The 24,257-nt window shown below is 61.1% G+C and carries 22 protein-coding genes; 14 read left to right on the plus strand and 8 right to left on the minus strand.

All coding sequences use genetic code 11. The annotated features are described in order from the left end of the window. Nucleotides 1–229: 229 nt before the first annotated feature. Nucleotides 230–1,654 carry an aspartate ammonia-lyase gene (gene aspA, locus ACM6I7_RS12860; RefSeq protein ID WP_027610364.1) on the minus strand — a complete coding sequence of 475 codons (1,425 nt, stop codon included), beginning with the start codon at nucleotides 1,652–1,654 and terminating at the stop codon, nucleotides 230–232. Nucleotides 1,655–1,834: 180 nt separating this feature from the next. Here aspA and ACM6I7_RS12865 point away from each other — a divergent pair, with 180 nt between their 5' ends. From ACM6I7_RS12865 to ACM6I7_RS12885, 5 genes are all read left to right on the plus strand, one after another. After that, a complete protein-coding gene (locus tag ACM6I7_RS12865; RefSeq protein WP_096795416.1) occupies nucleotides 1,835–2,743 on the plus strand; it encodes a LysR substrate-binding domain-containing protein in 909 nt (302 codons plus the stop codon). A 333-nt stretch (nucleotides 2,744–3,076) separates the two neighbouring features. Continuing rightward, the gene (gene purE, locus ACM6I7_RS12870; protein WP_003229641.1) at nucleotides 3,077–3,568 is read left to right on the plus strand and encodes a 5-(carboxyamino)imidazole ribonucleotide mutase; all 492 of its coding nucleotides are present in this window, start codon (nucleotides 3,077–3,079) and stop codon (nucleotides 3,566–3,568) included. Nucleotides 3,569–3,578: 10 nt separating this feature from the next. Further along, on the plus strand, nucleotides 3,579–4,661 hold the full coding sequence (locus ACM6I7_RS12875; protein WP_103368517.1) for a 5-(carboxyamino)imidazole ribonucleotide synthase: 1,083 nt from the start codon (nucleotides 3,579–3,581) through the stop codon (nucleotides 4,659–4,661). Nucleotides 4,662–4,775: 114 nt separating this feature from the next. After that, nucleotides 4,776–5,021, plus strand: coding sequence for a GlsB/YeaQ/YmgE family stress response membrane protein (locus ACM6I7_RS12880; protein WP_003229635.1), 246 nt, complete (start codon nucleotides 4,776–4,778; stop codon nucleotides 5,019–5,021). A gap of 102 nt (nucleotides 5,022–5,123) precedes the next feature. Continuing rightward, nucleotides 5,124–5,660, plus strand: a complete 537-nt coding sequence (locus ACM6I7_RS12885) for a DUF3299 domain-containing protein (protein ID WP_027610367.1) — start codon at nucleotides 5,124–5,126, stop codon at nucleotides 5,658–5,660. Between the two features lie 151 nt (nucleotides 5,661–5,811). On the opposite strand, the gene ACM6I7_RS12890 is transcribed toward ACM6I7_RS12885, so the two are convergent. After that, entirely contained in the window at nucleotides 5,812–6,711 is a 900-nt protein-coding gene (locus ACM6I7_RS12890) for a D-hexose-6-phosphate mutarotase (protein ID WP_414888695.1), read from the minus strand. 58 nt (nucleotides 6,712–6,769) lie between these two features. Then, nucleotides 6,770–7,174, minus strand: a complete 405-nt coding sequence (locus ACM6I7_RS12895) for an acyl-CoA thioesterase (protein ID WP_003229628.1) — start codon at nucleotides 7,172–7,174, stop codon at nucleotides 6,770–6,772. 377 nt (nucleotides 7,175–7,551) lie between these two features. Here ACM6I7_RS12895 and ACM6I7_RS12900 point away from each other — a divergent pair, with 377 nt between their 5' ends. The 8 genes from ACM6I7_RS12900 to ACM6I7_RS12935 all read left to right on the plus strand — a co-directional run bounded on the left by ACM6I7_RS12900 (nucleotide 7,552) and on the right by ACM6I7_RS12935 (nucleotide 18,285). Then, the gene (locus ACM6I7_RS12900; RefSeq protein ID WP_183783283.1) at nucleotides 7,552–8,850 is read left to right on the plus strand and encodes an MFS transporter; all 1,299 of its coding nucleotides are present in this window, start codon (nucleotides 7,552–7,554) and stop codon (nucleotides 8,848–8,850) included. 232 nt (nucleotides 8,851–9,082) lie between these two features. Continuing rightward, nucleotides 9,083–10,084, plus strand: a complete 1,002-nt coding sequence (locus tag ACM6I7_RS12905) for a phosphate ABC transporter substrate-binding protein PstS (protein WP_011336616.1) — start codon at nucleotides 9,083–9,085, stop codon at nucleotides 10,082–10,084. A gap of 425 nt (nucleotides 10,085–10,509) precedes the next feature. Continuing rightward, complete coding sequence (locus ACM6I7_RS12910; RefSeq protein WP_225138952.1) at nucleotides 10,510–12,543, plus strand: ABC transporter permease subunit; 2,034 nt, start codon at nucleotides 10,510–10,512, stop codon at nucleotides 12,541–12,543. Nucleotides 12,544–12,558: 15 nt separating this feature from the next. After that, a complete protein-coding gene (gene pstA, locus ACM6I7_RS12915) occupies nucleotides 12,559–14,229 on the plus strand; it encodes a phosphate ABC transporter permease PstA (RefSeq protein WP_007962288.1) in 1,671 nt (556 codons plus the stop codon). Between the two features lie 144 nt (nucleotides 14,230–14,373). Next, a complete protein-coding gene (pstB, locus tag ACM6I7_RS12920; protein ID WP_414888696.1) occupies nucleotides 14,374–15,207 on the plus strand; it encodes a phosphate ABC transporter ATP-binding protein PstB in 834 nt (277 codons plus the stop codon). Between the two features lie 70 nt (nucleotides 15,208–15,277). Continuing rightward, nucleotides 15,278–16,039, plus strand: coding sequence for a phosphate signaling complex protein PhoU (gene phoU, locus ACM6I7_RS12925; RefSeq protein ID WP_003229617.1), 762 nt, complete (start codon nucleotides 15,278–15,280; stop codon nucleotides 16,037–16,039). 180 nt (nucleotides 16,040–16,219) lie between these two features. After that, nucleotides 16,220–17,179: a response regulator gene (locus tag ACM6I7_RS12930; RefSeq protein WP_027610371.1), complete on the plus strand. Its 960-nt coding sequence runs from the start codon at nucleotides 16,220–16,222 to the stop codon at nucleotides 17,177–17,179. A gap of 209 nt (nucleotides 17,180–17,388) precedes the next feature. Then, nucleotides 17,389–18,285, plus strand: coding sequence for a peptidoglycan DD-metalloendopeptidase family protein (locus tag ACM6I7_RS12935; protein WP_414888697.1), 897 nt, complete (start codon nucleotides 17,389–17,391; stop codon nucleotides 18,283–18,285). 186 nt (nucleotides 18,286–18,471) lie between these two features. Here the strand turns inward: ACM6I7_RS12935 and ACM6I7_RS12940 are convergent, their stop codons facing one another. From ACM6I7_RS12940 to phoB, 3 genes are all read right to left on the minus strand, one after another. After that, a complete protein-coding gene (locus ACM6I7_RS12940) occupies nucleotides 18,472–19,812 on the minus strand; it encodes a hemolysin family protein (RefSeq protein ID WP_003229612.1) in 1,341 nt (446 codons plus the stop codon). 110 nt (nucleotides 19,813–19,922) lie between these two features. Then, nucleotides 19,923–21,209: a phosphate regulon sensor histidine kinase PhoR gene (phoR, locus tag ACM6I7_RS12945; protein WP_256214113.1), complete on the minus strand. Its 1,287-nt coding sequence runs from the start codon at nucleotides 21,207–21,209 to the stop codon at nucleotides 19,923–19,925. 74 nt (nucleotides 21,210–21,283) lie between these two features. Then, nucleotides 21,284–21,973, minus strand: a complete 690-nt coding sequence (gene phoB / locus ACM6I7_RS12950; RefSeq protein WP_003229608.1) for a phosphate regulon transcriptional regulator PhoB — start codon at nucleotides 21,971–21,973, stop codon at nucleotides 21,284–21,286. Between the two features lie 151 nt (nucleotides 21,974–22,124). Between phoB and ACM6I7_RS12955 the strand changes: the two genes are divergently transcribed. Then, on the plus strand, nucleotides 22,125–22,508 hold the full coding sequence (locus ACM6I7_RS12955) for a hypothetical protein (protein ID WP_027610374.1): 384 nt from the start codon (nucleotides 22,125–22,127) through the stop codon (nucleotides 22,506–22,508). Nucleotides 22,509–22,621: 113 nt separating this feature from the next. On the opposite strand, the gene ubiA is transcribed toward ACM6I7_RS12955, so the two are convergent. Together ubiA and ACM6I7_RS12965 are read right to left on the minus strand one after the other, a co-directional pair. Further along, nucleotides 22,622–23,512 carry a 4-hydroxybenzoate octaprenyltransferase gene (gene ubiA, locus ACM6I7_RS12960; protein ID WP_103368522.1) on the minus strand — a complete coding sequence of 297 codons (891 nt, stop codon included), beginning with the start codon at nucleotides 23,510–23,512 and terminating at the stop codon, nucleotides 22,622–22,624. Continuing rightward, nucleotides 23,512–24,072, minus strand: coding sequence for a chorismate--pyruvate lyase family protein (locus ACM6I7_RS12965; protein WP_414888698.1), 561 nt, complete (start codon nucleotides 24,070–24,072; stop codon nucleotides 23,512–23,514). The genes ubiA and ACM6I7_RS12965 overlap by 1 nt, the downstream gene beginning before the upstream one ends. Nucleotides 24,073–24,257 lie beyond the last annotated feature (185 nt).

The following is a 24,257-nucleotide window of genomic DNA, read 5'->3' on the forward strand; positions in this document are numbered from 1 at the left end:
CTTCTGTGGGAGCGAGCCTGCTCGCGAAAGCGGTGTATCAGGCGCATTGGCGTTGAATGTGCCGCCTTCGCGAGCAGGCTCGCTCCCACATTGTTCAGTCCCCAGACATACGGGTCTCAGGATCAGAAAGTTAAAAAAAAGGGCTTGGGGACAAATCCCCAAGCCCTCAAAAGGTGAGAGGTGTCTAGTCCCTCGACCTGGTGAGCGGTGCTACAAATAACGCGTCGGCTCAGGCTTTGAGCGGAACCAGACGCGGGGCAATCATGTTTTCCGGGCGCAGGATGTCGGCGAGCATGGCTTCGTCGAGCAGACCTTCTTCGCGCACCAGTTCCAGCACGCCGCGGCCGCTTTCAAGGGCGATACGGGCAATGCGGGTGGCGTTTTTGTAGCCGATGTACGGGTTCAGCGCGGTGACCAGACCGATCGAGTGTTCGACCAGTTCGCGGCAGCGGGCTTCGTTGGCGGTGATGCCGACGATGCAGTGCTCGCGCAGCATGTCCATGGCGCGTTGCAGCAGACGGATCGAGTCGAGGATCTTGAACGCGATCAGCGGCTCCATCACGTTCAGTTGCAGTTGGCCGCCTTCGGCTGCCATGGTCAGCGCCAGATCGTTACCGATGACCTGGAAGGCCACCTGGTTAACGGCTTCCGGAATCACCGGGTTGACCTTGCCGGGCATGATCGAGCTGCCTGGCTGACGCGCCGGCAGGTTGATCTCGTTGATGCCGGTGCGTGGGCCGCTGGACAGCAGGCGCAGGTCGTTGCAGATCTTCGACAGCTTGACCGCGGTGCGCTTGAGCATGCCGGAGAACAGCACGAAGGCGCCCATGTCGGAGGTGGCTTCGATCAGGTCGGCGGCCGGCACCAGCGGTTGACCGCTGATCAGCGCCAGACGCTGAACGGCCAGCGCTTGATAGCGCGGGTCGGCGTTGATGCCGGTGCCGATCGCGGTGCCGCCCAGGTTCACTTCAGTCAGCAGTTCCGGGGCCAGCGTCTTCAGACGGGCCAGGTCTTCGCCCATGGTGGTGGCGAAAGCACGGAATTCTTGACCCAAAGTCATCGGTACGGCGTCTTGCAGCTGGGTACGGCCCATTTTCAGGACGTGATCGAATTCTTTGCCCTTGGCCGCGAAGGCCTGAATCAGGCTGTCGAGGCTGGCCAGCAGCGCGTCGTGACCCAGCAGCAGACCCAGGCGGATCGCGGTCGGGTAGGCGTCGTTGGTCGACTGCGCCATGTTGACGTCGTCGTTCGGGTGCAGGTACTGGTACTCGCCCTTCTGGTGACCCATTGCTTCGAGCGCAATGTTGGCGATCACTTCGTTGGCGTTCATGTTGGTGGAAGTACCGGCGCCACCTTGAATCATGTCGACCACGAACTCTTCGTGGAAATCACCGCGGATCAATCGGGCACAGGCTTCGCTGATGGCAGCGTGCTTGGCTTCGCTCAGATGACCCAACTCACGGTTGGCGTCAGCGGCGGCCTGTTTGACCATCGCCAGACCGACAACCAGTTTCGGGTAATGCGAAATCGGAACGCCGGAGAGACGGAAGTTGTTCACCGCTCGCAGGGTCTGGATGCCGTAATACGCTTGAGCCGGTACTTCGAGGGCGCCAAGCAGGTCGTTTTCTGTGCGGAAAGATGCAGCGGAGGACATGATAGAAATCATCTCGATATGGACCCGGTCTGTGCCGGAACGCTGCGAATGCTAGGCTTGTGGGATTTTTTGGGCCAATGCTGTTAAACACTGGCCTATGCACATTCGGCATAATGCCCGTGTGACGCCGCCTGCGCGGCAGACGTGTGACCTGTTTTGGTGCGTTCCCGGGAGGGCGTGATGAATCTGGAAAGCAAATGGCTCGAGGACTTCAGTGCTCTGGCCGCGACCCGCAGCTTCTCGCAGGCCGCCGAACGGCGCTTCGTGACCCAGCCGGCGTTCAGTCGGCGGATCCGCAGCCTGGAAGCTGCGCTTGGGCTGACGCTGGTCAACCGTTCGCGCACGCCGATCGAGCTGACGGCGGCGGGACAATTGTTTCTAGTGACCGCGCGCACCGTGGTCGAACAGCTCGGCGAAGTGCTGCGCCATCTGCATCACCTGGAAGGCGGGCAGGGCGAAGTGATCCAGGTCGCGGCGGCGCACTCGCTGGCGCTGGGTTTCTTTCCACGCTGGATCGCACAACTGCGCAACGAAGGGCTGAACATAGCGACGAGATTGGTGGCGACCAACGTCGGCGATGCGGTGCATGCGCTGCGCGAGGGTGGCTGCGACCTGATGTTGGCGTTCTACGACCCGGACGCGGCGATGCAGATGGACCCGGAAATTTTCCCGTCGTTGCACTTGGGCCAGACTGAAATGCTCCCGGTGTGCGCAGCCGATGCCGATGGCAAACCGCTGTTCGATCTGGAAGGCGAGGCCAGTGTGCCGCTGCTGGCGTACAGCGCCGGGGCGTTTCTCGGGCGTTCGGTGAATGGATTATTGCGCCAGCGCCAGCTGCGTTTCACCACCATCTATGAAACCGCCATGGCCGACAGCCTCAAGAGCATGGCCCTGGAGGGGCTCGGCATCGCCTGGGTGCCGCAGTTGAGTGTGCGGGCAGAGCTGGCTCGCGGCGAACTGGTGGTCTGCGGCGGCCCGCAATGGCACGTGCCGCTGGAGATTCGCCTGTATCGCTGCGCACTGGTGCGCAAGGCCAACGTGCGGTTGCTGTGGCGCAAGCTTGAAGGCGGCGCTGCACAGGCTTCCTGAGCCATCGCAGATCCAATTGTGGGAGCGGGCTTGCTCGCGAATACGGTGTGTCAGTCGAGATTCATGTATCTGACCTGACGCCTTAGCGAGCAAGCCCGCTCCCACAGGGCTGATTTGCGGTGTTCTGTCGCTGACCTTAAAGTCAATAAAACCGGGCCTTTCGCTGATTTGACAGATGGTCGTTTCGGGGGCTGTTTATTGCTTTCTTTGCGGTATACTGCGCGGCCTTCGGCCGGTACGTCCGGCCATTTTTCGTACAATCAAGCCACGCAATCCTGCGTGGCTTGTTGTTTTTGACGCGCCTGCGGGCGCCCAGAGAGAAGAGGCGCGACGATGAGTGCACTGGTTGGCGTGATCATGGGCTCCAAGTCCGATTGGTCCACCCTTAGCCACACCGCCGATATGCTGGAAAAGCTCGGCATCCCGTACGAGGTCAAGGTGGTCTCTGCCCACCGCACCCCGGATCTGCTGTTCCAGTACGCCGAAGAGGCTGAGGGCCGCGGCATCGAGGTGATCATCGCCGGTGCCGGTGGCGCAGCCCACCTGCCAGGCATGTGTGCGGCCAAGACCCACCTGCCTGTACTGGGCGTTCCGGTGCAGTCGTCGATGCTCTCGGGCGTTGATTCGCTGCTGTCGATCGTGCAGATGCCGGCGGGCATCCCGGTTGCCACCCTGGCCATCGGCAAGGCCGGCGCGATCAACGCCGCGCTGCTCTCGGCGAGCATCCTTGGTGCCAAGCATCCACAGTTCCATGCGGTACTGAAAACCTTCCGTGCCGAGCAGACAGACAGCGTCCTGGACAATCCAGACCCACGTATTGCCTGAGGTTGTTGAGATGAAGATCGGTGTAATCGGTGGCGGCCAGTTGGGCCGCATGTTGGCGCTGGCGGGCACTCCGCTGGGCATGAACTTCGCTTTCCTCGACCCGGCGCCGGACGCTTGCGCCGCAGCACTGGGCGAACACCTGCGGGCCGATTACGGCGATCAGGATCACCTGCGCCAACTGGCGGATGAAGTCGACCTGGTGACGTTCGAGTTCGAAAGCGTCCCGGCGGAAACCGTGGCGTTTCTCTCGCAATTCGTCCCGGTCTATCCGAGCGCCGAAGCCCTGCGCATCGCTCGCGACCGCTGGTTCGAGAAGAGCATGTTCAAGGAGCTGGGCATCCCGACCCCGGCCTTCGCCGACATTCAATCGCAAGCCGACCTGGACGCCGCCGTGGCTGCCATCGGTCTGCCGGCCGTGCTGAAAACCCGCACCCTGGGTTACGACGGCAAGGGTCAGAAAGTCCTGCGCAAGCCGGAAGACGTGGTCGGTACATTCGCCGAGCTGGGCAGCGTGGCCTGCCTGCTGGAAGGCTTCGTGCCGTTCACCGGCGAAGTCTCGCTGATTGCCGTGCGTGCCCGCGATGGTGAAACCAAGTTCTATCCGCTGGTACACAACACCCACGACAGCGGCATCCTCAAGCTGTCGGTGGCCAGCACCGATCACCCGCTGCAGGCGTTGGCTGAAGATTACTCCAGCCGTGTGCTCAAGCAGCTGGATTACGTCGGCGTGATGGCGTTCGAGTTCTTTGAAGTCGACGGTGGCCTCAAGGCCAACGAGATCGCCCCGCGCGTGCACAACTCCGGGCACTGGACCACCGAAGGCGCCGAGTGCAGCCAGTTCGAAAACCACCTGCGTGCCGTGGCCGGCCTGCCGCTGGGTTCGACCGCCAAGGTCGGCGAGAGCGCGATGCTCAACTTCATCGGCGTGGTTCCGCCGGTTGAGAAAGTGATCGCCATCGAAGATTGCCATCTGCACCACTACGGCAAAGCCTTCAAGGCCGGGCGCAAGGTCGGTCACGCCAACCTGCGCTGCGCCGACATGGCCACGCTGCAGGCGCAGATCGTCAAGGTCGAAGCGCTTATCGCCGAGTAAACAGTTTCATGTGGCAACGGCGGAACCTTCGGGAGCCGCCGTTCTCTCATGGCAGGATGCCAAAGTCTGACTAGGCTTTGGCATATCTACCATTCAGAGTCAGAGGGAAATGCCATGGGAATTATCGGAACCATCTTTATCGGCTTGATCGTCGGCCTGCTGGCACGCTTCCTCAAACCGGGCGATGACAGCATGGGCTGGATCATGACCATCCTGCTCGGTATCGGCGGTTCGCTGGCGGCCACTTACGGCGGCCAGGCCCTGGGTATCTATCAGGCAGGTCAGGGCGCAGGCTTCATCGGTGCACTGGTCGGCGCGATCGTGCTGCTGGTGATCTACGGCCTGATCAAAAAGAACTGATCCAAGCGACCAAGTCCTCTCTGCCAACGCGGCAGGGAGGGCTAGAATGCTCGGCGATTCAACGTCCTTCCTTTATCCGAGCATCTTTTACCGAGCACCTCCATGCGCCGTCTTCTGTTGACTCTTCTTTTGCTGGGCAGCGGTCTGGCTCACGCCGGCGAACTGCCGGAAACCGACTGGCTGGAACTGATGCCCAAGTCGGACCAGAAAGCCCTCGAGGCCATGCCCGAAATCGACCACAACTCCCCGGAAGCCACCGGCACCTTCACCGAGAAGGGCGGGATGAAACAGGCTAAAGGCCTGCCGGCGGTGATGTATTCGACCAAGACCGTGGCGTCGATGAACGACAAGCACATCCGCATCGGTGGCTACCCAGTGCCGCTGGAATCCGACGCCAAGGGCCGCAGCACGCTGTTCTTCCTCGTGCCGTATCCGGGCGCCTGCATCCACGTGCCGCCGCCACCACCGAATCAACTGGTGCTGGTGCGTTATCCCAAAGGTTTGAAGCTGGATGACATCTACACGCCGCTGTGGGTGACCGGCACGCTGAAGATCGAGAAGGTCAGCAATGACCTGGCCGATGCGGCGTATGCGCTGGAAGCTGACAAGGTGCGGGTGGTGCAGGAGTCCGATCTCTAACATCTGAACAATTGTAGCGAGGGGATTTATCCCCGATGGGTTGCGAAGCGACCCCCGCTTTGAATCAAGGGCAGGGGCCTGCTCCGCAGGCCATCGGGGATAAATCCCCTCACCACAAAGGCTTTCACCCACATTGATATTGCGGTGTTGGTTAGAGCGGTTTACTACCGATGCTGACACCCATCGTATGGCTCGCACCCGAGACCAGATTCACCACATCATCCATCACATTCGCCGTCTCGATGCACAGCATGCGCTGCCAGCCATCGTTGTCCATGTCGGCCAGTGCTGCCGCGCGGTCGATCCACGGGTTCCAGATCACGGCGGTGCGTGAGCCGCTGGCGGTCAGTACGATGTGCCGTTCCCAGATCGGGTCGACAATGCTCAGTTGCGGCGGAGCGTCGAGGTAGATGCGGTCGGTTTCGCCAGCGAAATGCAGGTCACCTTGCTGGCTGTGGGTTTTCCACTCATCCAGCGTCTCGATGTAATCCAGACCGTCCACACCGTCGACCTGCACGTTACGCACATCGCTGACCGCGAAATAAGTGTGCAGCGCCTGGCTGATGCTGACGGTTTCGACACCCCGATTGTGGCTGGTCAGGCTGATGTGCAACTGATCACTCAGATGCAGGGTCAGGGTCAGATCGACCTGATGCGGCCAGCCCGGCAGGCCACCTTCGGGGTAGGGCAGCCTGAATTCAACCTTGACGCCGTCAGCCTCTGATTCGATGCCGCCCAGCTCCCAATCCATCGCCCGCACCAGACCGTGCGCGGGTGCCGGTTGCTCACCGGTGTACATGGCCTGCACGCTCTGCGGGTTGCGTTCGAACTTGCCGAACCAAGGCCAGCACACCGGCACACCGGCGCGGATGCTGTTGCCGGTCTTGAACACAGCCTTGTCGTTGAGCCAGATGATCGGCGGCTGGCCGTCGATTTGATAACTGAGGATGTGCGCGCCTTGCTGGGCCACCAGCACTTCAGCCTGACCGTGGCGGATGCGCCAGCAGTTCAGTTCATCCAGTTTCACCGCTTCAACGTTGGGCGTGTTCATGGGGCAACTCTCGATCAGACACTTGGGACGACTATCGACCGCAAAACCGCGGCGATGTTTAACGCGCGCGTGGTGGCACCGAGCGGGTGCGACCGCTGCCGTCGATGGCGACGAAGACGAATACCGCCTCGGTCACTTTACGCCACTCGCTGGACAGCGGATCGTCGCTCCACACTTCGACCATCATCTGGATCGAGCTGCGGCCGATTTCCAGGGTCTGGGTATAAAAGGACAATTGCGCGCCCACCGCGACCGGCACCAGGAAGGCCATGCGGTCGATGGCGACAGTGGCTACGCGACCACCGGCCACGCGGCTGGCCATTGCGGTACCCGCCAGATCCATCTGCGCCACCAGCCAGCCGCCGAAAATATCGCCAAAGCCGTTGGTTTCGCGCGGGAGTGCGGTAATTTGCAAGGCCAGGTCGCCTTGCGGGATCGGATCTTCTTGTTCGAGCTCTATCATGCCGGGGGTGCCTCTGACCCGTGACTCTTCGTTGGTATTGCTGGTGGTAGCCGTCTTCAGGAAAAACGATTCAGCACCGAACATACTGCGTTCGTCACGTTTTCCATAGGCGCCTAAAGGGGAAACTCTGCGAAACCGGCTGATCCCGTTCAAAGGCCGGGCCAACGACGTTTTCGCACAGCAACCCCCTACAAACCGGAGCAAGGTTGCGAGTATATCGGTCGGTAGACTCCGCGACGACCATCGGGTTCTGATTTTGACCGGCAAATACGCGCCTCTATGTGCTTTTTCGAACAATTTGCTATGGTGCCGAACCTGCCCAAGCCACAGCCAGCGTTGTTGTGGCGGTAGATCCGCCTATAAGAGAAGCCCTTGCCATGACCACAGCGCCTTCGAGCCTCGCGCAGCCCGAGCAACCTGCACGCCCCCTGACCCGCAATGATTACAAGACTCTGTCGCTATCTGCGCTGGGCGGTGCGCTGGAGTTTTACGACTTCATCATCTTCGTGTTCTTCGCCACCGTGGTCGGCAAGCTGTTCTTCCCGGCCGACATGCCCGAGTGGCTGCGCCTGATGCAGACCTTCGGCATTTTCGCTGCCGGTTACCTGGCGCGGCCGCTGGGCGGCATTGTCATGGCGCACTTCGGCGACCTGCTGGGGCGCAAGAAGATGTTCACCCTGAGCATTTTCATGATGGCCGTGCCGACCCTGATCATGGGCCTGCTGCCGACCTACGCGCAGATCGGTATGTGGGCGCCGATCCTGCTGTTACTGATGCGAGTGATTCAGGGCGCGGCGATTGGCGGGGAAGTGCCGGGAGCGTGGGTCTTCGTTTCCGAACACGTGCCGCAAAAGCACATCGGCTACGCCTGCGGGACGCTGACCAGCGGTTTGACCGCCGGCATCTTGCTTGGCTCGCTGGTCGCCACGGCAATCAACAGCATTTATACACCGGGGGAAGTCGCGGATTACGCCTGGCGGATCCCGTTCCTGCTCGGCGGCGTATTCGGCCTGTTCTCGGTCTATCTGCGCCGCTGGCTGCACGAAACTCCGGTGTTCGCTGAGCTGCAACTGCGCAAGGCGCTGGCCGAAGAAGTACCGCTGCGTGCGGTGCTGCGTGACCATCGCGGGGCGATTGCGGTCTCGATGCTGCTGACCTGGCTGCTGTCCGCCGGGATTGTCGTGGTGATCCTGATGACCCCGACCGTGCTGCAGACGGTCTATCACTTCTCAGCGACAGTGGCGCTGCAATCCAACAGCCTGGCGATCGTGTTCCTCAGCGTCGGTTGCATCATCTCCGGTGCCCTGGCCGACCGCTTCGGCGCCGGCCGGGTGTTTGTCTTCGGTTGCCTGGGCTTGCTGATCAGCTCCTGGACCTTCTATCACAGCCTCGCCGATCACCCGAACTGGCTGTTCCCGCTGTATGCGTTGACCGGTCTGCTGGTTGGCACCATCGGTGCGGTGCCATACGTGATGGTCAAGGCATTCCCGCCGGTGGTGCGCTTCAGCGGATTGTCGTTCTCGTACAACGTGGCGTACGCGATCTTCGGTGGCCTGACGCCGATGGTGGTCAGCCTGCTGCTTAAAGAGAGTGCGATGGGCCCGGCCTACTATGTGGCGGTGCTGTGCGCGATGGGGATTCTGGTGGGGGCGTGGCTCTGGAAAAAGGGGCGCTGATCCGGAATTTCCTCCAGCAGTACCGGCTCTTTCGCGAGCAGGCTCGCTCCCACATTGGAATGCATTTCAACTGTGGGAGCGAGCCTGCTCGCGAATGAGGGCGACTCGAATCATTCAGTAAAACCCGGATGCTGGCCTTTCATCCAATTGTCATATTTCAGCCATAGAGTGTTCACACGGCCTGCTGATACTTGGCCCCGACTTAACACACCCTATCTGCTAGGAGTAAGGCATGAAACTGAAGCGTTTGATGGCGGCAATGACTTTTGTCGCTGCTGGCGTTGCGACTGCCAACGCGGTTGCCGCTGTTGACCCTGCTATCCCGAGCTACACCAAGACCACTGGTGTGTCGGGCAACCTGTCCAGCGTCGGTTCCGATACCCTGGCTAACCTCATGACCCTGTGGGCTGAGAACTACAAGAAAGAATACCCGAACGTAAACATTCAGATTCAGGCCGCTGGCTCCGCCACCGCGCCACCTGCGCTGACTGAAGGCACCTCCAACCTCGGCCCGATGAGCCGCAAGATGAAGGACACCGAACTGGCGGCCTTCGAACAGAAATACGGCTACAAGCCAACCGCTATCCCGGTGGCCGTGGACGCCCTGGCGGTGTTCGTGCACAAGGACAACCCGATCCAGCACCTGACCATGGAACAGGTTGACGCGATCTTCTCGTCCACCCGTCTGTGCGGCGCCAAAGCCGACGTGAAAACCTGGGGCGACCTGGGCGTGACCGGCGACCTGGCCAACAAGCCAGTGCAACTGTTCGGTCGTAACTCGGTATCCGGCACTTACGGCTACTTCAAGGAAGAAGCCCTGTGCAAAGGCGACTACAAGCCTAACGTCAACGAGCAACCAGGTTCGGCGTCGGTCGTGCAGTCGATCAGCTCCTCGCTGAACGGCATCGGTTACTCGGGCATCGGCTACAAGACTGCCAGCGTGAAGACCGTTGCTCTGTCGAAGAAAGGCAGCACTGACTTCATCGAAGACACCGAAGAAAACGCCCTGAACGGCAAGTACCCTCTGTCGCGCTTCCTCTACGTTTACGTGAACAAGGCCCCGAACAAGCCTCTGGCCCCGCTGGAAGCCGAGTTCGTGAAACTGGTTCTGTCCAAACAGGGCCAGGAAGTTGTGGTGAAAGACGGCTACATCCCACTGCCGGCCAAGGTTGCTGCAAAAGCACTGGCTGACCTGGGTCTGCAGGAAGGCGGCGCTGAAGTCGCAAAAAAGTAACAAACTGAGTCCGAGGTGAACCCCACCGGACTCAGGTAAAAGGCCGGCTCTGCCCGCAGACCGGCCTTTTACACACCTCAAATTTTCGATCCTCTGCCAGTCCCGCTGGCGGTGGATTTGCTGCGTCACTGCACTGTCATCTTTCTGTCATACAGGATCGCTAGGGTGAGCGCATGAATGATCTGGCCAATTCCCCAATGACTACGACTTCCCCTCCCAAGCGCATTGATTTCAATACGCCTGAGCTGCAACGCAAGCGCCGCATTCGCGCGCTCAAGGATCGCTTCACCCGTTGGTACGTCCTCGTTGGCGGTCTGGCGGTGCTGGCAGCCATCACCCTGATCTTCTTCTTCCTCGCCTACGTCGTTGCACCGTTGTTCCAGGGTGCCAGCCTGACCGCGAAAGAGGCTATTACCCCAGCCTGGATGCAGGACGCCGGCAAGCCGCTGATGATTTCGCTCGAAGAGCAGAATCAGGTGGCGATGCGCGTTTCCGACAAGGGCCAGGCGCTGTTCTTCGACATCGACAGTGGCGCTGAATTGAAGCGCGTCGATCTGCCGGTTCCTGCCGGCGCCAGCGTAACTTCCATTGGCGAAGATCAGCCAGGTCATCCGCTGGTGGCGGTGGGCCTGTCCAACGGCCAGGCGCTGGTGTTCCGTCACACCTATAAGGTCAGCTACCCCGATGGCAAGAAAACCATCACTCCAGCCATCGAGTTTCCTTACGGCAATACACCGATCGCGGTGAACGAAAGCGGCGGGCCACTGGAGCACGTCAGCCTCAACGCCACCGATTCGACGCTGATGCTGGTCGGTTCTACCGGTTCGCAGCTCAATGTGCTGGCGCTGACCAGCGAAGAAAACATGATGACCGGCGAAGTCACCAACGAGCAGAAGCGTATCGAGCTGCCGCAGATGACCGAGCCGGTGAAGAACATCTTCGTCGACCCGCGCCAGCAATGGCTGTACGTGGTCAACGGGCGTGCCCAGGCCGACGTGTTCAGCCTGCGCGACAAGAGCCTCAACGGTCGCTATAAACTGCTGGAAAACGCTGACGCCGAAGTCACCGCGAGCACGCAACTGGTGGGCGGCATCTCGCTGATCATCGGTGATTCCAAGGGTGGTCTGGCCCAGTGGTTCATGGCTCGCGATACCGATGGCGAGCTGCGCCTGAAGCAGATCCGTACCTTCCAGATGGGCACCACGCCGATCGTTGAAATCACCGCCGAAGAGCGTCGCAAGGGTTTCGTGGCCCTCGATGCCAGCGGCAAGCTCGGCGTGTTCCACAGCACCGCGCACCGCACCCTGTTGGTCGAGCCGGTAGCCGAAGGCCAGGGCCTGTTCGGTCTGTCGCCGCGCGCCAACCGGGTGATCGTCGAGGCCGGCGGCAAGCTGCAACCGCTGCTGCTCGACAACCCGCACCCGGAAGTGTCGTGGAGCGCGTTGTGGAGCAAGGTCTGGTACGAGAACTACGACGAACCTAAGTACGTCTGGCAATCGACCGCCGCCAACACCGATTTCGAACCGAAACTGAGCCTGTCGCCACTGACCTTCGGCACCCTGAAGGCGGCGTTCTACGCCATGCTGCTGGCCGCGCCGCTGGCGGTTGCCGCCGCGATCTACACCGCGTACTTCATGGCCCCGGGCATGCGCCGCAAGGTCAAACCGGTGATCGAGCTGATGGAGGCGATGCCGACGGTGATCCTCGGGTTCTTCGCCGGTCTGTTTCTCGCCCCGTATGTGGAAGGACATCTGCCGGGCATCTTCAGCCTGCTGATGCTGTTGCCGATCGGCATTCTGGTCGCCGGCTTCACCTTCAGTCGTCTGCCTGAGTCGATCCGCCTGAAAGTCCCGGATGGCTGGGAAAGTGCGCTGCTGATTCCGGTGATCCTGTTTGTCGGTTGGCTGTCGCTGTACATGAGTCCGTACATGGAGAACTGGTTCTTCGGCGGTGACATGCGCATGTGGATCTCCCACGACCTGGGCATCACCTACGACCAGCGCAACGCTCTGGTGGTCGGTCTGGCGATGGGTTTTGCGGTGATCCCGAACATCTACTCGATTGCCGAAGATGCCGTGTTCAGTGTGCCGCGCGGCCTGACCCTCGGTTCCCTGGCGCTCGGTGCCACGCCGTGGCAGACCATGACCCGCGTGGTGATCCTCACCGCCAGCCCGGGGATCTTCTCCGCGCTGATGATCGGCATGGGCCGTGCGGTCGGCGAAACCATGATCGTGCTGATGGCCACGGGTAATACCCCGGTCATGGAAATGAACCTGTTCGAAGGCCTGCGCACCCTGGCCGCCAACGTCGCGGTGGAAATGCCCGAGTCGGAAGTCGGCGGCAGCCACTACCGCGTGCTGTTCCTCTCGGCGCTGGTGCTGCTGTTGTTCACCTTCGTCATGAACACCCTGGCAGAACTGATTCGTCAGCGTCTGCGCAAGAAATACTCGTCGCTTTAAGAAAGGTAGAAGTCTGTGAAACAGAACTCCCTGAATGGATGGTTCAAGAGCGGCGCCCCAGGCGTCTGGATCAGCGGTGGCGCGGTGTCCATCGCGGTCATCATGACCATTGGCCTGCTGGCGGTGATTGCCGTGCGCGGTCTGGGTCACTTCTGGCCGGCGGACCTGATCCATGCCAGCTACGACGTACCTGGCCAGGCCAATCATCTGGTCATCGGCGAAGTGGTACAGAAAGAAGAGGTGCCGCGTGCACGCCTGAAAAGCGCCGGCCTGCCGGTGCCTGATCAGGGCCCGGAATTCATGACCCGCGAGCTGATCAAGGTCGGCAACCGTGACCTGAACGGCAACGACTTCACCTGGGTGGTCGGCGAGTGGCTGACCAAGCAGACCACGCCGCCGGAACTGATGGCGATCGAGCGTCGCGAGTGGGGCAACTTCTACGGCTACCTGGTCAACGTCAAACAGGACGGCAAGGTGATCGCCGAAGGCGAAGCGGCCTGGCCTGAGCTGCAAGCGCGGATCAACCGGGTGAACGGCCTTGCTGCACAACTCAAGTCGCTGGAAAAGACCGACATCGGTGCGATCAACGCAGGGCTCGAGCGCATCCGTCTGCACGGGCGCAAACTGGAACTCGACGGCAAGCTCGACGCCACCGCGCAAGCGGACATGGACGCCGAGCGTGCCGAGCTGAACGCGCGTTATCAGGACATCGAAGCGCGTCTGAGCGATCTGCATGCGCAGTTCAACCGCGACGCATTGACTGCTCGCGATGCCAACGGCAAAGAGATCGAAATCAGCCTGGGCAAAGTGGTTCACGCCTATCAGCCGAATGCCATGGGCACGATGACCAAGATCGGTTTCTACTTCAGCAAGGTCTGGGAATTCCTTTCCGACGATCCGCGTGAAGCGAACACCGAAGGCGGGATCTTCCCGGCGATTTTCGGCACGGTGATGATGACTTTGATCATGGCGATGATCGTCACCCCGTTCGGCGTGCTGGCGGCGGTCTACCTGCGTGAATACGCCAAGCAGAACGCCCTGACCCGGATCATCCGCATCGCCGTGAACAACCTCGCCGGCGTTCCGGCGATCGTCTACGGCGTATTCGGTCTGGGCTTCTTCGTCTACGTGCTGGGTGGTTCGGTCGACCGTTTGTTCTTCCCCGAAGCACTGCCGGCGCCGACGTTCGGTACTCCGGGTCTGCTCTGGGCCTCGCTGACCCTGGCGCTGCTGGCGGTGCCGGTGGTGATCGTGGCGACCGAGGAAGGTCTGGCGCGTATCCCGCGCACCGTCCGTGAAGGCTCGCTGGCGCTGGGCGCGACCAAGGCGGAAACGCTGTGGAAGATCGTCCTGCCAATGGCCAGCCCGGCCATGATGACCGGGATGATCCTCGCCGTGGCCCGCGCCGCCGGTGAAGTGGCGCCGCTGATGCTGGTGGGTGTGGTGAAACTGGCGCCGTCGCTGCCGGTGGACGGCAACTACCCGTACCTGCACCTGGACCAGAAGATCATGCACTTGGGCTTCCACATCTACGACGTCGGCTTCCAGAGCCCGAACGTCGAAGCGGCACGCCCGCTGGTGTACGCCACGGCGCTGCTGCTGGTGCTGGTGATCGCCACGTTGAACCTGTCGGCGGTGTGGATCCGTAACCACCTGCGCGAAAAATACAAAGCACTGGACAGCTGATTTTGCAGCACTGATTTCTATGTGGGAGCGAGCCTGCTCGCGAAGGCATCACCGCGGTTTCATAGACGAACCGCAGCGCCTGAATCGCCAGCAGGCTGGCTCCCACAAAAACCGAACCGAATTTGTTAGCACAGGGAGCCTCCCATGCAGCACGAAACACATACCCACGGCATCAACATGTCGGCCCTGGGTCGCGACAAGCAGAGCCTGAGCCTCGAGCAGGAAACCGTGGCCATCGAAGTCCCGGGCCTGAACCTGTTCTACGGCGATAAACAAGCGCTGTACGACGTCAGCCTGAACATCCCGAAACAGCGCGTGACGGCCTTCATCGGCCCGTCCGGCTGCGGTAAGTCCACGCTGCTGCGCACCTTCAACCGCATGAACGATCTGGTTGACGGCTGCCGTGTCGAAGGTGCGATCAACCTGTACGGCAACAACATCTACCGCAAAGGTGAAGACGTTGCCGAGCTGCGTCGCCGCGTCGGCATGGTGTTCCAGAAGCCCAACCCGTTCCCCAAGACCATCTACGAAAACGTGGTCTACGGGCTGCGCATTCAGGGCATCAACAAGAAGCGCATTCTCGACGAAGCCGTCGAGTGGGCATTGAAAGGCGCGGCACTGTGGGACGAAGTCAAAGACCGTCTGCACGACTCGGCACTCGGCCTGTCCGGTGGTCAGCAGCAGCGTCTGGTGATCGCACGCACCATCGCCGTTGAACCGGAAGTGTTGCTGCTCGACGAACCGTGCTCGGCCCTCGATCCGATCTCAACCCTGAAAGTCGAAGAGCTGATCTACGAGCTGAAGTCCAAGTTCACCATCGTCATCGTGACCCACAACATGCAGCAGGCCGCGCGGGTTTCCGACTACACGGCGTTCATGTACATGGGCAAACTGGTGGAATTCGGCGACACCGATACCCTGTTCACCAATCCGGCGAAGAAACAGACCGAAGACTACATCACCGGTCGTTATGGCTGACAGTTGCGGTTATTCACAGAATTGACGCTGCGGCCCACCGCACCTTACCGGACGCTCCAAGGACGCCACCATGATTAGTAAAGAAGGCCTTACCCACCACATCTCCGCGCAGTTCAACGCCGAGCTTGAGGAAGTGCGCAGCCACCTCCTGGCCATGGGCGGGCTGGTCGAGAAGCAGGTCAACGACGCGGTCACCGCGCTGATTGAGGCCGATTCCGGTCTGGCCCAGCAGGTGCGCGAGATCGACGATCAGATCAACCAGATGGAACGCAACATCGACGAAGAATGCCTGCGCATTCTTGCCCGTCGTCAGCCGGCGGCGTCCGACCTGCGGCTGATCATCAGCATCTCCAAGTCGGTGATCGATCTGGAGCGCATCGGCGACGAAGCGACCAAGATCGCCCGCCGTGCCATTCAGCTGTGCGAAGAAGGTGAAGCACCGCGCGGTTACGTCGAGGTTCGTCACATCGGCGATCAGGTGCGCAACATGGTTCGCGATGCGCTGGACGCGTTTGCCCGCTTCGATGCCGATCTGGCGCTGTCGGTGGCGCAGTACGACAAGGTCATCGACCGCGAATACAAGACCGCCCTGCGCGAGCTGGCGACCTACATGATGGAAGACCCGCGCTCTATCTCGCGGGTTCTGAGCATCATCTGGGTGCTGCGTTCGCTGGAACGCATCGGCGATCATGCGCGCAACATCTCGGAACTGGTGATCTACCTGGTGCGCGGCACCGATGTGCGCCACCTGGGCCTCAAACGCATGAAAGAAGAAGTTGAAGGTACAAGCGGCGAAACCGCTAATGTTCCGGGCAATGCTGACGATAAGTAAGATTGCCTGAGAAAAGCGCCCGGCCCTTTGGCCGGGCGTTTTTGTTTAGGGCGCCTGAATCAGGAAATCGAATTAAAAAGCAGCACCCGCGAACGAAAAGTCCCGGCGTGACTGAAGATTGTTGGCAATGTGCCATCAGTAAAAGCGGTATGCTTGCCGGGATTTTTATAGGGGTGTTGGATGAGCAAGATCAGTGTGTTGGTCGTGGACGATGCTTCGTTCATTCGTGACCTGGTGAAAAAGTGCCTGCGTAATTACTTCCCGGGGATCCGCACCGAGGACGCCGTCAACGGCAAAAAGGCCCAGGCCATGCTGGCCAGGGAAGCGTTCGACCTGGTGCTGTGCGACTGGGAAATGCCGGAAATGTCCGGCCTCGAGCTGCTGACCTGGTGCCGCGAGCAGGACAATCTCAAGACCATGCCGTTCGTCATGGTCACCAGCCGTGGCGATAAAGAGAACGTGGTGCAGGCGATTCAGGCCGGGGTTTCCGGCTACGTCAGCAAGCCGTTCACCAACGAACAACTGCTGACCAAGGTCAAGCAGGCGCTGAACAAGGTTGGCAAGCTCGACACCCTGATGAACAGCGCGCCGACCAAGATGAACTCGGCGTTCGGCAACGATTCCCTGAGCGCATTGACCGGCGGCAAGCCTGCCGTGGTCGGTGCTGCGCCGGCGGCCGCTGCTGCGGTCAATCCGTTCGCCAAGCCAGCGGTTGTCGCGCCAACGCCAGCTGCTGCGCCGTCGCGCGGTTTGCTTAACAGCCCGCCGGTGCAGGCACCGGCTGCCTCGAAAGCGCCAGTCGGTGGTCGTGGCCAGGGTCAGTTGCGCCTGCCAAGTGGCACCCAGCAATGCGTGATCAAGGCCCTGAGCATCAAGGAAGCGCTGCTGGTAGTGAAACGCACTGACACCCTGCCGCAGATCCTCGACAGCGCCGTGCTCGACCTGGAGCAGGGCGACAACGCCGAAATCGCCCGCCTCAACGGCTACCTGCACGCCATCGTTGCCCACGAGCAGAAAGCCGACAGCGACTGGCTGCAACTGACTTTCCGTTTCGTCGACCAGGATGCGCAGAAGCTCGATTACATCTCCCGCCTGATCGCCCGCGGCACGGCGCAGAAGCACTTCGTTCCGGGCGCTTGATCCTCGTCGCCTGACACACCGCCTTCGCGAGCAAGCCCGCTCTCACCTTGAAATGCATTTCATAGGTGGGAGCGAGCCTGCTCGCGAAGGGGCCATCACTTACGACATCGATTTCCCAGACCGCCCAATTTGAAACATCTGTCGACTAGCCTGGTCTGCTTCACCTGCTAGGCTCATTTCCAGGCCTTCCTTCGACAGACTCTTTGCCCATGCTCGCGCGCCTGCTGTTTTTCTGTGGTCTTTTCCTGGCCTCCACCTCGACTGTGGCCATGACCATCTACAAATCCACCGATGCCAACGGTGTGGTCTCGTACAGCGACCGGCCGAGCAAAGGCTCGCAGGTGTTCGTGTTTCAGGACCGCATGGTCGAGCACCTCGAACGTCAGGTGTACCTCGACATCAAGAAACAGAAGGGCAGCGACGTGGTGTTTGTGCGCAACGATCTGTATGCGCCGGTCGAGATTGCACTGGCGTTTACCGGCCTGAGCAATGTGCGTGGCGCTCCGGCGCAGACGATTCGCCGGGTGCTGCCGGCGCGCAGCAATACGCGGTTGGCGTTGCTGACGGCGATCAGCCGGGGTCAGCCGCTGGTGTATTCGCCGCAATTCCAGTACTCGCTGGGTGACCCCTCAGGCGCTGCGCAGAGCTATCGCTATCCGTTGCCGTGGCGGGGCGGGCCGTTCCGTCTCAGTCAGGGTGCCAACGGTCAGTACAGCCACTATGGGCCGAAGAACCGGTATGCGATGGACATCGCCATGCCGGTAGGGACGCCGATCATTGCCGCACGGGCCGGGGTGGTGGTGAAAACCGAAAATTCACAGAGCGGACGCGGCAATGATGCCTCCGGCAATTTCGTCCGGGTGCTGCACGACGACGGCACGATGGGTGTGTACCTGCATCTCAAGCAAGGTTCGGTGAGCGTACGCGAGGGGCAGCGGGTGACGGTTGGCAGCCCGTTGGCGCTGTCCGGCAATACCGGCAACAGCAGCGGCCCGCACCTGCACTTTGTGGTGCAGCGCAATACCGGGCAGGGGCTGGTGTCGATTCCGTATCAGTTCAACCAGCCACTGGGGGCGTTGCCCAACTTTGCGTTGGGCAAACAGTAGAAGCGTTAGGGGGCCGCTGTGGAGGGGCGTTTGTGGTGAGGGGATTTATCCCCGATGGACGGCGCAGCCGTCCCAAAATCATTAAAGGCATTGAGTCAGGAGTTACGCGATTGCAGATTACAGGGCCGCTCCGCGACCCATCGGGGATAAATCCCCTCACCACAGAAGCGTCCCCCAAAACACCCATCAATCCAGCATCAAAACCTTCGCCAGCACAATCTTCGGCCCTTTCATCTTCTTGATGATGATCCGCAGGCCTTCGACTTCCAGCACTTCTTCCTCTTCCGGCACTCGTTTCAGGGTCTCGTAGACCAGACCGGCGAGGGTTTCGGCTTCGATGTGATCCAGGTCGATTCCGAGCAGGCGTTCAACCTTGAACAGCGGCGTATCACCACGCACCAGCAGCTTGCCTGGCTGATACGCGAGGATCCCGCGCTCGGCCTTGCGGTGTTCGTCCTGGATGTCGCCGACCAGCACTTCCAGCACGTCTTCCATGGTCAGGTAGCCGATGATGTTGCCGTCGGCTTCTTCCACCACGGCGAAGTGCGAGCCGCCCTTGCGGAACTGCTCCAGCAGCTGCGACAGCGGCATGTGCCGCGACACGCGCTCCAGTGGACGGGTCAGTTCAGCCAGGTTGAACGACTCCGGAATGTGGTCCAGCGCCGCCAGTTCCAGCAGCAGGTCCTTGATGTGCAGCAGGCCGACGAACTCCTGGCGCTCGCTGTCGTACACCGGATACCGGCTGAACTTGTGGCGACGGAACATCGCGAGGATTTCTTTCAGCGGCGCGTTGAATTCCAGGGTGATCAGGTCTTCGCGGGAGTTGGCCCAGTCGACCACTTCCAGTTCGCCCATTTCCACCGCCGATGCCAGCACGCGCATGCCTTGGTCGCTCGGGTCCTGGCCACGGCTGGAGTGCAGGATCAGTTTCAGTTCTTCGCGGCTGTAATGGTGTTCGTGGTGCGGGCCGGGTTCGCCCTGGCCGGCGATCCGCAGAATCGCGTTGGCGCTGGCATTGAGCAGGTAGATCGCCGGGTACATCGCCCAGTAGAACAGGTACAGCGGCACCGCCGTCCACAGCGACAGCAGCTCCGGTTTGCGGATCGCCCACGACTTGGGCGCCAGCTCACCGACCACGATGTGCAGGTAGGAAATGATGAAGAACGCGGTAAAGAACGAAATGCCTTTGACCACTTCCGGCGACTGCACGCCGACCGCGCTCAGCAGCGGTTCAAGAATGTGCGCGAATGCCGGCTCACCGACCCAGCCCAGACCGAGGGAGGCGAGGGTGATACCGAGCTGACACGCCGAGAGGTACGCATCGAGCTGACTGTGTACGGTGCGCAGGATATGCCCGCGCCAGCCGTTCTTGTCAGCGATGGCCTCGACCCGGGTCGAGCGCAGTTTGACCATGGCGAATTCCGCCGCAACGAAGAAGCCGTTGAGCAAAACCAGGATCAGAGCGAAAAGAATCATGCCGAAATCGGCGAAAATCGTAGCGAGGGACAAGCCAGGGGAAGGGTCCATGATGGAGTTTTGCGGGTTCCGTGTGATTCAAAAGAGAGAAAAGTCGCGCCTGAAAGGCAGGCGCAAGTCAGCCAATGTAGCGGCTGACCTGGCGATTGCCTAGTGCGACATTACTCAGCGGTGCTGATCGCCCGTGCGCTGGCCACTTGCGCCGGAGCGAAATGACAGGTGAATGTGCTGCCGTGACCGGGCACGCTGCTGATCTCCATCCGTGCGCGGTGGCGCAGCAACACGTGTTTGACGATCGCCAGACCCAGGCCAGTGCCGCCGGTGTTGGAGTTGCGGCTGGAGTCTACGCGGTAGAAGCGTTCGGTCAGGCGTGGCAGGTGCTTGCTGTCGATGCCGATCCCGGAATCCTGCACGCTCAGGTGCGCGCCTTGCTCGTCGCCCCACCAGCGAATGCGGATGTTGCCCTCGGCCGGGGTGTACTTCACCGCGTTGAACACCAGGTTGGAGAAGGCGCTGCGCAGTTCCGCCTCGCTGCCCTTGAGCAGGATGCGCGCATCGGCTTCGAGAGTGATTTTCTGGTTCTTCTGCCCGGACAACTGCTGGGCGTCGCTCTTGATTGACTGCAGCAGGGCGTCGATCTGCACTGGCTGGTTGTCCGACGGGTAATCGGTGGCTTCCAGTTTCGCCAGCAGCAGCAGGTCGTTGAGCAGCGTCTGCATGCGTCCGCCCTGTTGCTGCATCTGCTGCAGCGCGCGGCTCCAGCGCGGGTTCACTTCCTCGACGTTGTCGAGCAGGGTTTCCAGGTAGCCGCAGATCACCGTCAGCGGTGTGCGCAGTTCGTGGGAGACGTTGGCGATGAAATCTTTGCGCATCTGTTCCAGCTGATGGATACGCGTGACATCGCGCACCAGCATCAAGTGTTCGTTGTTGCCGTAGCGCGTGAGGTACAGCTGGATGCGCACCCGATCATTGGTCGGCGAGGGGATTTCCAGCGGTTCGGCATAGCTGTCCTGCTCGAAGTATTCCTTGAAGCGCGGATGCCGTACCAGGTTGGTCACCGGTTGGCCACTGTCCTGCGGGGTCTTGAGGCCGAGCAGGGTTTCGGCAGCGCGGTTCCACCATTCCAGGTTGCCGTCGCTGTCGAGCATGATCACCGCGTCTTTGAGCGCGGCGGTGGACTCCTGCACCCGGTCGATCACCGCTTGCAGGCGCCCGCGCACCCGTTGGTCGCGGCGTTGCAGGTGGTAGATGCTGTCGAACACCTCGCCCCACAGGCCATAGCCGTCGGGCGGTGCTTCATCGGGTTGGTGCAGGCGCAGCCATTCGTGCAGACGCAACAGTTGCTTGAGCGTCCAGGCCAGGTAAATACCCAGGCCGGCAGCGAGGCTCCAGCCGTAGTAGCCGGTGATCAGGCCAATCACCAGACACGCTGTGACCAGCAACAGCATGTGGCGAATCAGGGTGCCATGCCAGTTTTGATTCACGGAAAATACGGTCCTTGTCAGCGAGTCTGGCGGTCGGATCAGGCCTTGGTGGAAAACCGGTAGCCGGTGCCGCGCACGGTTTGTACCAGATTTTCGTAGGCGTCGCCGAGGGCCTTGCGCAGGCGGCGGATGTGCACGTCGACGGTGCGCTCTTCAACATAGACGTTGCCGCCCCAGACCTGATCCAGCAACTGCCCGCGCGTGTAGGCGCGTTCCTGGTGGGTCATGAAGAATTGCAGCAGACGGTATTCGGTCGGGCCCATCTCGGCCGGACGGCCGTCGATGGTCACGCGATGGCTGATCGGGTCGAGCAGCAGGCCGCCGACTTCGATTGGCGCTTCGCCATCGGTCGGGCCGGCGCGGCGCAGCACAGCCTTGAGGCGTGCGACCAGTTCGCGTGGAGAAAACGGTTTGGTGATGTAGTCGTCGGCGCCGACTTCAAGACCCTGGATCTTGTTGTCCTCTTCGCCCTTGGCGGTGAGCATGATGATCGGGATGTCCCCGGTCAGCTCGTCGCGCTTGAGACGGCGGGCCAGTTCGATGCCGGAGGTGCCAGGCAGCATCCAGTCGAGCAGGATCAGGTCCGGTTTACGGTCAACGATGATGGCGTGTGCCTGCTGCGAGTTTTCCGCCTCGAGGCAGTCATAGCCGGCCATTTCCAACGCAACGGCGATCATTTCGCGAATGGGCGCTTCGTCGTCGACGATCAGAATGCTCCTGCCAACCATGCCTTAATCCTCTTGTCATTTAACTGTCTTGCGCCGCATTAGATAACGGAATTATTGCAGTCGTGTGACAGTATTTTAGTCGCCCGGCGGTTGGCGTGATCCTGGACTAAGCTCTAAGTCCGAATCCTGACAACCACAAAAGAAGGTTTCCATGACTCAAATGACTGCTTCTTTCAAAGCTCTGCTGATGGCTGCTGCCGTTGCTTTACCGACCATGGCGTTTGCTGCTGAGCCAGCGATGGAGAAGGACGGCATGTTTACCGATCACAAGGGCATGACCCTGTATACCTTTGCCAAAGACTCTGCGGGCAAGTCCATGTGCAACGACAAATGCGCGGCGAACTGGCCACCACTAATGGCTACGGCCGGCGACAAGTCCATGGGCGACTGGACCGTGATCAAGCGTGACGATGGCAAGATGCAATGGGCCTACGAGGGCAAACCGCTGTACACCTTCGTCATGGACAAGAAGGCTGGTGACATGACCGGTGAAGGCAAGATGGACGGCGCCTGGCACGTCGCCAAGGCCAAGTAAACGCAAATCCCCTGTGGGAGCGGGCTTGCTCGCGAAAGCGGTGTGTCAGTTGACGAAGAGGCCAACTGACACGACGCCTTCGCGAGCAAGCCCGCTCCCACAGGTTTTGTGGATCAACGCAGTGCGTAATCCAGCACGATCCCGACAAAAATCGCCAGCCCGGCCCAGTGGTTGTGCAGAAACGCCTTGAAGCAACGCATGCGGTCGCGATCACGGGTGTACCAGAACTCCCACGCATAGCATCCAGCGGCCACCAACAGGCCGAGATGGAACCACGTCCCCAGCTCGAACTTCGAGCCTGCCAGCAGCAGGCAACCCAGCGACAATGCCTGCAAGCTCAGGATGATCACCCGATCCGCCTCGCCGAACAGAATCGCCGTGGATTTCACGCCGATCTTCAGGTCGTCGTCACGATCAGTCATCGCGTAATAGGTGTCGTAACCCACCGTCCACAGCAGGTTGGCAATCCACAGCAGCCACGCCGCGGCGGGCAGTTCACCGGTTTCAGCGGTGAACGCCATCGGCATGCCCCACGAGAACGCCGCGCCGAGCACCACTTGCGGGTAATAGGTGTAGCGCTTCATGAACGGGTAGGTGAACGCCAGCGCCAGACCGCCCAGCGACAGCCAGATGGTCGGCGCATTGGTGCACAGCACCAGCAGGAAACTCACGCCCATCAGCAGCGCGAAGAACACCAGCGCCTCTTTCGAATTGATCTTGCCGCTGGCCAGCGGTCGTTGCGCGGTGCGTTTAACGTGGCCGTCGACCTTGCGATCGGCCCAGTCGTTGATCACACAGCCACCGGCGCGGGTCAGCACCACACCGAGGACGAAAATCACAATGTTGGCCAGCGACGGCGAGCCCTTACCGGCAATCCATAGCGCCCATAGCGTCGGCCACAGCAGCAGGTAGATGCCGATCGGCTTGTCCATGCGCGTCAGCTGAATGAAATCCCAGGCGCGCGGGTTCAAGCGGTTCAGGGACTTGAGCAGGCTCTGGTACATCAGCAGTTCTCCGGATGGGCGCGGGCGGCGCTCCACAGGGGCGGCAGGAAAATCTCCGCCACCAGTACGCTCAAGGCGCCACGGTCAAAGCGCGAGCGCCGGCCCCACAGTTCCGGGGCGCGGCAGGCTGGCGGCAGCCAGTCTTGCGGGTAGTGACAGACCTCGATGGCGCGGCGCTGGAAGGCGTGGTCGCAAAACAGCAGTTCGCCCAGCGAGCGGCTGCCCAGTTCGTCCATTTGCAGGCCGTCGCCTTGCAGGGCGGCGCGTGACGCCACGCTACGGGCGAACACCCAAGCCTCGCCGTGACCGCGCAGATACACCTCGCGCACCCAGCCTTCGCTGCCTTCGGCCAGATCCAGCGCCGCGCATTCGTCGCTGCGCAGGGTGCCCCAGCCTTCGAACAACGGCGTGACACTGAAGCCGTCATTCGACAGCCGCGTCAGGCGGCGGGTCAGCGAGCCTTCGTCGAACAACCAGTTCAGGGTCAACGAATCGGTAAGGGGCGTCAGTCGGCTTTGAGTCAGCCAGAGCGGGGCCGGGCAGGCATTTGAATGTTGCACAATGAGTCATTATTGGCCGCAAATGAGGCGGCGAGCTTAACATGGCGTGCTGCGAATTTGATGGATCCGGGGCGCCGTTGCGCCGAACAGGCTTGCATCTGCCCGGCACCCTCAGTACAAAACGCCCTGAGCCGGATGGCAGCGCAACCACCATCGACCATCCGCGCCGACAAAAGCCTGAATTG

Source organism: Pseudomonas sp. IT-93MI4, assembly GCF_949767635.1.
Taxonomy (GTDB): Bacteria; Pseudomonadota; Gammaproteobacteria; order Pseudomonadales; family Pseudomonadaceae; genus Aquipseudomonas; species Aquipseudomonas putida_A.